General features: G+C 65.2%; 6 protein-coding genes and 2 tRNA genes. 7 read left to right on the plus strand and 1 reads right to left on the minus strand.

Features of this window, described 5'->3' with window-relative positions:
- The 7 genes from BIS11_RS05995 to nadA all read left to right on the plus strand — a co-directional run.
- Positions 1-993: hypothetical protein (locus BIS11_RS05995; RefSeq protein WP_253420947.1), on the plus strand; the 993-nt coding region annotated here is incomplete at its 5' end.
- A gap of 365 nt (positions 994-1358) precedes the next feature.
- Positions 1359-2726 (plus strand): TolC family outer membrane protein, encoded by a 1368-nt coding sequence (locus BIS11_RS06000; protein ID WP_253420906.1) that lies wholly within the window; start codon positions 1359-1361, stop codon positions 2724-2726.
- Positions 2723-4918, plus strand: coding sequence for a type I secretion system permease/ATPase (locus BIS11_RS06005; RefSeq protein ID WP_253420908.1), 2196 nt, complete (start codon positions 2723-2725; stop codon positions 4916-4918). The genes BIS11_RS06000 and BIS11_RS06005 overlap by 4 nt, the downstream gene beginning before the upstream one ends.
- A complete protein-coding gene (locus BIS11_RS06010) occupies positions 4915-6183 on the plus strand; it encodes an HlyD family efflux transporter periplasmic adaptor subunit (protein WP_253420910.1) in 1269 nt (422 codons plus the stop codon). Before BIS11_RS06005 ends, BIS11_RS06010 begins: the two co-directional genes overlap by 4 nt.
- 76 nt (positions 6184-6259) lie before the next feature.
- Positions 6260-6335 (plus strand) — tRNA-Lys (locus tag BIS11_RS06015).
- A 63-nt stretch (positions 6336-6398) separates the two neighbouring features.
- Positions 6399-6474, plus strand: a tRNA-Lys gene (locus BIS11_RS06020).
- Between the two features lie 201 nt (positions 6475-6675).
- A complete protein-coding gene (gene nadA, locus BIS11_RS06025; protein ID WP_253420912.1) occupies positions 6676-7704 on the plus strand; it encodes a quinolinate synthase NadA in 1029 nt (342 codons plus the stop codon).
- A gap of 4 nt (positions 7705-7708) precedes the next feature.
- Here nadA and BIS11_RS06030 read toward each other — a convergent pair.
- Positions 7709-8624 (minus strand): M48 family metalloprotease (locus tag BIS11_RS06030; RefSeq protein ID WP_253585821.1); only part of this gene is annotated, 916 nt, incomplete at its 5' end.

Here is an 8624-nt window from a genome sequence, read left to right on the forward strand (position 1 = left end):
TTCGACAACTTGCTGGGCGAAGGTGGACTGGTCACGACTGTTCTTGCGCCTCTGACCGCCCCCGATGGCCTGCTTGGCGGACTCGGCGAGGCGGACCTGTTCGGTGGTACTGGCGGCCTGCTGGGAGACACTGGGCTAGTCGGCAGTATTCTGGCGAATGTGGCCGGGCCCCAAGGGCTATTGAGTGGCTTGCTGGATGGAGCCGTGATCGGTGAGAGCGATGCCACCGGGCTTCTGGACAGCCTTTTGGGAGAGAGTGGGCTCGTGGAGAGCCTGCTGGGTGAACAGGGCCTTCTGGCGAGACAACTGCCTGCGACCCTGGATGAAGAGCCGGCGGCCAACCTCCTGGCCAGCGTGCTCGGCGGAGAGGGCTTGATGGGCGATCTGTTCGGTGAGAACGGGTTGCTGTCAGGAGGTGGCCTCAGTGGATCCGATGCCGTGGCCGAAGAGCTTGACCGGTTGCTTAGTGGCCTACTTGGTGAGGACGGAGCGTTGACTAGCGTGCTCGCGGTGGTGAGCGATGACGGCGGCTTGCTAGATAGCCTTCTGGGGGAGGACAGCCTGGTCGGGGGATTGATTGGTGACGGTGGGCTGCTGGGGTCGATACTGGGCGGGCTGCTTCCTGGCTCCCCTATCTTCGGATTGGCGTTGTCCGACGAAGGGCAGGACGCAGTATTCTCCATGGCGGATAACGGCGAGCTGGGCGAATCGGTGCCGTTGGGGGGAGACGATGAGGGCGGGTCTATAGCGTCCGGCGCCGGAATAGAGTTGGTCGAGGAGCTTCTGCAGTCGCCCTCACCCTTCGAGGTGTCGTTGCAGGAGGAGGAGATCGCCGAGTTGATCGACGATCAGAGCGAGGCGGAATCGATGCCGGTTGATAGTGCCCTGGAGGCGGAAAGCGATCCGATCGAGTCTAGCGACACCGTGGTGGAACTCAACGTATCGGAGAGGGACGTGCTCAACAGCGAGTTCGAACAGCAGCAAATGCTTTGATGTAATAATGATGTAGTGACGTAATCAGCCAACTACCGGATCTCGTTTAACGCAATCCGGTAGTTGGCTTTTCTTGGTAAAACTAATCAATCCCCTTTATTGGCCAACATGCCGTTGGCGTATTGACCGTTAAAGAGAAACGTTTATCCAACGATGACTGATGCGACCAATGAACAAGATTATAAAAAACCCGTGATGTTCTATAAATAAGCTACGTTGTAAATGAGATGCGGCTCACATAACGACTAAAAAAAAGAGTGGCGTTGACGTTACGTTCGACGTCGTCCCGGAGCGAATTTAAAGCCAACCGAGATTGGCAATATTGATAGATAACTAAAACATATAAGCGCTCATCTGGAGAATGAATGAAAAAGATGACCTGGCTGGTGGGCTTCGCAAGTTATGTCTTGACGGGAAATATCGCAACGTTGGCTCAGACGGGCAGTGCGCCAGTGGGGGGGGAGGGTTTCTCCACTACCTCTGGTGCTCGCACGTTCGAGATGTTCGAGGCTAGGGAAGACCAAACGCTGAGCATGGAAGAGGCGGTGCGTCGCGCCCATGCCTGGCATCCTTCCATCGTCGAGGCGCGGGGGCGCCTTTACCAGCAAAGCGAGCAGGTCAATGTCGCCAAGGCAGGCTATTACCCGCAGGTAGGAGCAGGATTCTCCATCGAGCACCGCAGCGCCACCGGGCGCTCCGAAGACGCCTTCACGGTCAGTGCTTCGCAGATGCTCTACGATTTCGGCAACGTCTCGAGTCAGGTCGAGGCCGCGCGGTACGGTGTCGACCGCGACCAGGCTCGCGTGTGGCTAGCGGTGGATCAGCTCGCGCGTGATACCGCGCAGGCGGTGATCGAGGTCCAGCGCTTCTTGACCCTGATGGAGATCGCTCAGGCGCAGATCGAAGGCATCAGCGAGCTGCGCGAACTGGCCGAGCGGCGCTCGGCGCTGGGTGCCAGCACCCGCTCCGACGAGATCCAGGCGCAGTCACGGCTCGAAGCCGCTGCCGCCACCCGTCAGCAGCTTGAGGCGGAGCTTCGTACCTGGCAGGATACGCTCGGCTCGCTGGTCGGCGCCGGAGGAGCGGTCAGCGTCGAGCGCACTTTTCCCGCGCCGCTGAGGCAGGCCTGTGCCAACGCCGCAGAAACTTTCGACGACGCGCCGGAGCTTTTGGTGGCGACCGCCCAACAGGCCGAGGCGCGCGCGCGCATCGAGCAGGCCCAGGCAGCCTTCTACCCCACGGCCTCCGTCGATGCCGGCTTCAACCAGTTCCTCAATAGCGACCTGGTGGAGGATGATTCCGAATTCACCGTCCAGCTCAACCTGACCAGCAACCTCTACCAGGGCGGGGCGACCAGCGCTCAGCGCCGTGCTGCCGACTACGGCCTGGAAGCCAGCCGTGCCGCGCGCGACAGCGCCTATCTGTCGCTGTCGCGCAACCTGCGCCAGGCCAAGCAGCAAACCGTCAGTTTCGGTCAGCGCCTGCAAACGCTGGACGCCCGCGTGCGCAGCATCGAGGCTACTCAGGAGCTCTACCGCCAGCAATACCTGTCACTCGGCACGCGCTCGCTGCTCGATCTTCTCAACGCCGAGCAGGAGATCCATCAGTCCCGCTTCGACCAGGAGAACACGCGCTTCGACCTCTATCGCCTGCAGATCGAATGCCTGTACAGCGCGGCGGACATTCGGGACGCTTTCAACCTCGCCGAAACGGCGAGCCGGGGGATGCCGTGACCCACCACTCACGCGCTGCCCAGGCCCGGTTGGAAACACCCGAGAATGCCAACACCGATCCAGGCCACGCGTCGGCCTTCGAGGGCTGGATCGAGGCGCTGGTCGCCATCGCCAGGCACTATCGGCTCGATTACTCCGACGAGCATGCCAAAATCGCTGCCGCCTGGCGCCGTGACCGGCCTGTCAGTGACGTGCTGCGCGGGCTTGCCCGTCAACTGGGGCTGACCTTCAGGACCGAGCGGCTCGAGGCGCGCCGCCTGACGCCCTGGCGGCTGCCGATGGTGGTGCAGTTTCACGATGGTCAGGTCGCGGTGCTGCAAAGCATCGACGCCGAAGGGGCTCTGGGCATCGTTTACAGCGGCGACCAGGGCCTTGCCAGCCGGATCGACCAGAAGACGCTTGTCGAGGGCGTCGCCGTGGCGGTCGTGCTGCGTCCGGCCAAGGCCGCGCCGGACGCGCGGGTCGACGAGTACATCAAGCCCTTCGAGAAGCACTGGCTGCGCAAGATCGTGCTGCGCGACTGGAAGCCCTACGGCCACGTCATGCTGGCCTCGCTGGTCGCCAATACGCTGGCGCTGGCCGGCGTGATCTTCTCGCGCCAGGTGTACGACCGGGTCATCCCGGCGGAGTCGGTGCCTACCCTGTACGTGCTCTTCGGCGGCGTGCTGCTGGCGCTGGTGTTCGATTTCCTCATGCGCCGCACGCGGGTTCGCATCACCGACTTGCTGGGCAAGCGTGCGGACCTGCGCGCTTCGGACCGGGTCTTCGGTCACGCGCTGCGCATCAAGAACACCGCACGGCCCAAGTCGACGGGCACCTTCATCGCCCAGATTCGCGAGCTCGAGTACGTGCGCGAGCTGTTCACCTCGACCACCGTGACCGCCTTCGCGGACATGCCGTTCTTCATCCTGTTCTGCGTGGTGTTCTGGTACATCGCCGGCGAACTGGTGCTGGTGCCCATCGGCGCGCTGCTGCTGATGGTGGTGCCGGGGCTTCTGGTCCAGCGCCGGCTGCGTCGGCTGGCCAACGACTCGATGCGCGAGTCGTCGCTTAGAAGTGCCATGCTGGTGGAGAGCGTCCAGGGGATCGAGGACATCAAGACGCTGCAGGCCGAGGCGCGGTTCCAGGATCAGTGGAATCACTACAACGCGGTCATCGCGGACATGAACCTGCGTCTTCGCTACGTGACCAATTCGCTGGGTGCCTGGAGCCAGACGGTACAGTCCGGCGTGTTCGCGACCGTGGTGTTCTTCGGCGCCTTCGCCGTCATGGAGGGCGACTTGACCACCGGCTCGCTGGTCGCCGCCTCGATTCTCGCCTCGCGCATGATGGCGCCCATGACCCAGCTGACCCAGGTGCTCAGCAAGTGGCAGCAGGCGAAGGTGGCGACCCAAAGCCTCGATGGCATCATGAGGCAGCCGGTGGACGACGCCTCGGGCACCACGCGCCTGCAGCGCGCCGCGCTCGATGGCCACTACGTCTTCGATCGCGCGAGCTTCTCCTACGGCGGCGAGGAGAAGACGCCGGCGCTCGACGTGACCCGGCTGGAGCTTGAGCCCGGCGAGCGCATCGCGCTGCTGGGGCGCAACGGCGCGGGCAAGTCCACGCTGTTGCAGGCGCTCTCCGGGCAGCTCGAGCCCGCCGCCGGCGAGGTGCTGCTCGATGGCGTGCGCCTGGCCCATATCGATCCGGCGGACGTGCGCCGCGACGTGGCGCTGCTCAGCCAGACCTCGCGACTGTTCCACGGCACGCTGCGCGACAACCTGCTGCTCGGCGCCCCCGGCGCGTCGGATCAGGCGCTGCTCGACGCGCTGAAGACGAGCGGCGCCCATACGCTGGTGCGCAAGCTCTCCCATGGGCTCGATCATGTCGTGCTTGAGGGCGGAGTGGGGCTGTCTGGCGGGCAGAAACAGGCGCTCTTGCTGGCGCGGCTGGTGCTGCGTGACCCGCGCGTCGTGCTGCTCGACGAGCCGACGGCCTCGCTCGACGAGGCGAGCGAAAAGTGGGTCATCGAGCGCCTGAAGGGGTGGCTGTCCGAGCGGACGCTCGTCGTCGCCACGCATCGCCTCAGCGTGCTGGCGCTGGTCGAGCGTATCGTCGTGGTCGATCAGGGGCGCATCGCGATGGACGATACCAAGGAGGCGGTCATGGCGCGGCTGTCACAGCGTCCCCAACGGAGCGGGCGAGCATGAGCGCGCGTCGTCGCGAGGAGGGAGCGCTGCCGGCGGCTCCTGCGCGCAAGACCGGTGAGCCTGGCCGCGATACGCGGGTGCTCGATCTCGACGAGGACGAAAAGCGCTTCGAGCCGGACGCGGACGAGGCCCGGGTGATACGCTCCGGGCGCGTAGTATGGCTGTGCTTCGCCATCCTGCTGGGGCTCGGTATCTGGGCCTATTTCGCCGAGCTGGTCGAGGTCTCGACGGGTAGCGGGCGCGTCATTCCTACCTCGCGCGAGCAGGTCGTCCAGTCGCTCGAAGGGGGGATCCTGGCGGATCTGCGCGTGCGCGAAGGTGACATCGTCGAGTCGGGACAGATACTCGCCCAGCTCGACCCGACCCAGAGCCAGTCGAACGTCGAGGAGAGCGCCGTTCGCCGCCGCGCCGCGCTGGCCCAGGTCGCCCGGCTCGAGGCCGAGGTCAACGATGTCGAACTGGTCTTCCCGGCCGAGCTCGACGACTACACGGAGCTCGTCGAACTGGAGCGGCTCTTGTACCAGACCCGCCGCCGAGGCCTCGAGCAGTCGCTGGCCGGGGTCAACGAATCGCTCGCCCTGGTGCGCGAGGAGCTCGGCATCACCCGCTCGCTGATGGAGGTCGGCGCGGCCAGCAACGTCGAGGTGCTGCGGCTGCAGCGCCAGGCCACGGAGCTTGCGCTCCAGGCGGCGGACATTCGCTCCGAGTACCTGATTCTCGCCCGCGAGGAGCTCTCCACGGCGAAGGCGGAAGTCGAGGCGCTGTCGTCGGTCATCCGCGGGCGTTCGGACACTCTCACGCGGCTCACGCTGCGCTCGCCGGTACGCGGCATCGTCAAGGACATCGAGGTCACCACCACCGGCGGGGTGATACCGCCCAACGGGCGACTGATGGCGATCGTGCCGCTCGACGATCAGCTGCGCATCGAGGCGCGCATCTCCCCTCGCGACATCGCCTTCATCTACCCGGGCCAGCCCGCCAGCGTGAAAATCACCGCCTACGATCATGCAAGCTTCGGCGCACTGGAGGGGGAGGTGGTGTTGATCTCGCCGGACACCCTGCAGGACGAAACTCAGCCGGACGTCTTCTACTACCGGGTGATCATCCTGACCGAGCGTGATGCGCTGTTCAGCGAAAACGGCACGCGTTATCCCATCGTGCCGGGCATGGTGGCCACGGTGGACATTCGCACCGGCAGCAAGACCGTCTTCGACTATCTGGTCAAGCCCATCAGCCTGGCCCGAGAGGCGCTGCGCGAACGCTGAACGCCTATGATACGGAAAAGCCAAAAAAAGGTTGCCAAAGCCATCGTGCATCCGTACTATATGCATCCGTTCGAGGGGGTCGTTAGCTCAGTTGGTAGAGCAGTTGACTTTTAATCAATTGGTCGTAGGTTCGAATCCTACACGACCCACCACCGACACCGCTCATGGCGCGCGTCGGCCCCAAAGAATCGAACGCCAATTGCCTCAGGCAATTCGGGTCGTTAGCTCAGTTGGTAGAGCAGTTGACTTTTAATCAATTGGTCGTAGGTTCGAATCCTACACGACCCACCAATTCCAGCACCCCGGCAGTCTCTGCCGGGGTGCTTTGGCGTGGGCGGTGCATTTTTCTTGCGCCCCCCGTGCCGTGAGACCACAATCAGCGTGTCGGCCCTAGCCGGCGGCGCCAGCGAAAGACGCGGGCGTCGAGCGCGGCGCCAAGCGCCGCTCAGTGTTCGGCGGGGGGATTCCCTGCCTGTCACCGTGGTAGACACAATGACTGCAATCACTCTCGAGGCCCCGCCAGCGGCGCGGCCGACTCCGTATCGTCCTTCCAGCCTGACCGTCAACGACCAGGCGCGCCGCGACGAGATCAAGGCACTCTTGAAAGCGCGCAACGCCGTGCTCATCGCCCACTATTACACCGACGATGCCCTGCAACAGCTTGCCGAGGAGACCGGCGGCTGCGTGGCGGATTCGCTGGAGATGGCCCGCTTCGGCGCGCGTCACCCGGCGACCACCTTGCTGGTGGCCGGCGTACGCTTCATGGGCGAGACGGCGAAGATCCTCTCGCCGGAAAAGCGCGTGCTGATGCCCACGCTCGAGGCGACCTGCTCGCTGGATCTGGGTTGCCCGGAGGCGGCGTTCAGCGCGTTCTGCGACCAGCACCCGGAGCGCACGGTGGTGGTCTACGCCAATACCTCGGCAGCAGTGAAGGCGCGCGCCGACTGGGTGGTGACCTCCTCCATCGCGGTGGACGTGATCGAGCACCTCAAGACCAGGGGCGAGAAGATCCTCTGGGCGCCGGACAAGCACCTGGGCGGCTACATCCAGCAGAAGACCGGTGCCGACATGCTGCTGTGGGATGGCGCCTGCATCGTTCACGAGGAGTTCAAGGCCCGCGGTATCGAGGATCTCAAGCGTCTCCATCCGGAGGCGGCGGTGCTGGTGCACCCGGAGTCGCCCGCAGCGGTGGTGGCGCTTGCCGACATGGTGGGGTCGACCTCGCAGCTCATCAAGGCCGCCCAGACGCTGCCCCAGAAGAAGATGATCGTCGCCACCGACCGAGGCATCTTCTTCAAGATGCAGCAGGCCGTGCCGCACAAGCAGCTGTTCGAGGCGCCCACCGCCGGGCGCGGCGCGACCTGTCGAAGCTGTGCTCACTGCCCGTGGATGGCGATGAATGCGCTGGATAACGCGGCACTCGCCCTGCGCGAGGGCACGGGCGAAATCCACGTCGACGAGACGCTGCGCCGCCAGGCGCTGGTACCGCTGGAGCGGATGCTCGCCTTCAACGCCCGGTAGGCGGCTAGTTGAACGAGGAGAGCGCCTCGCGATAATCCACGAAGGCCTCGCGGCGCTGGTCGATCAACGCGACGAGCGAGGTATCGTTCTCCTGCTGGGCGGCGCTCTTGGCGATGGCGAGCTGCTGGATGCCGCGATCGACCCGCCCGGTCAACTGCAGGTACTCCGCCTGGGCCAGATGCCCCCAGCCGTCGTGGCCGCTGCGACCGGCAGCGGTCGCCAGCAGGTTGAAACCCTGCGGGTTCTCCGGGTAGCGGTCGGTCACGCGGCGCAGCGCGTCGAACGCCGCCTGTGGGTCGCGCTGCAGCTGTGCCTCGGCCAGGATCAGCTGGGCGGGCAGGTAGTTGGGCATGAAGCGCAGCCAGCGCCGGGCGCGGTCGATGGCGTCGTCGGTCCGGTTGGCCTGCAGCGCCACTTCGGCGGCGGAGGCGGGAAGCATCGCGTAATCCGGGTTCTCGGCGGCCAGCTGGTCGAGCGCCTGCAGCGCAGTGTCCACCTGGCCGCTGCGCGCCGCGATCAGGGCGTCCAGGTAGCGCTGGGCGGCTTCGTCGGCGCCGCCCTGGGCGAGCCGCGAGCGCGCCTGGCCCGGGTCGTTGTGGTAGATGCTCAACAGCGCCCGGGCGCGCATCAGGTCATAGAGCGTGTCGCTTTGGTAACTGTCCGCCACGGCGAGCTGGGCGGCGCGACCCTGGGCGTCGCTCAGGCGGCTGTCCGAGACCGGGTGGGTGAGCAGAAACTCCGGCGGCGCGCCGCCCTGCAGGCGCGCCATGCGCTGCATGGCGGCGAACATGCGCACCATCGCTTGCGGGTCGTAGCCGGCGTTCGCCATGGCCTGCAGTCCCACCCGGTCGGCTTCCTGCTCGAAGCGCCGCGAGTAGGAGAGCTGATCCTGGATCAGCTCTCCTACTCGCGGCGCTTCG

It is taken from the genome of Halomonas sp. 707D4 (genome assembly GCF_024158685.1).
Lineage (GTDB): Bacteria > Pseudomonadota > Gammaproteobacteria > Pseudomonadales > Halomonadaceae > Vreelandella.

Excerpts from the sequence above, each read along its gene's own strand:
- BIS11_RS06000 (WP_253420906.1), top strand. The coding sequence starts at position 1,359 with ATGAAAAAGATGACCTGGCTGGTGGGCTTCGCAAGTTATGTCTTGACG.
- BIS11_RS06010 (WP_253420910.1), top strand. The coding sequence starts at position 4,915 with ATGAGCGCGCGTCGTCGCGAGGAGGGAGCGCTGCCGGCGGCTCCTGCG.
- nadA (WP_253420912.1), top strand. The coding sequence starts at position 6,676 with ATGACTGCAATCACTCTCGAGGCCCCGCCAGCGGCGCGGCCGACTCCG.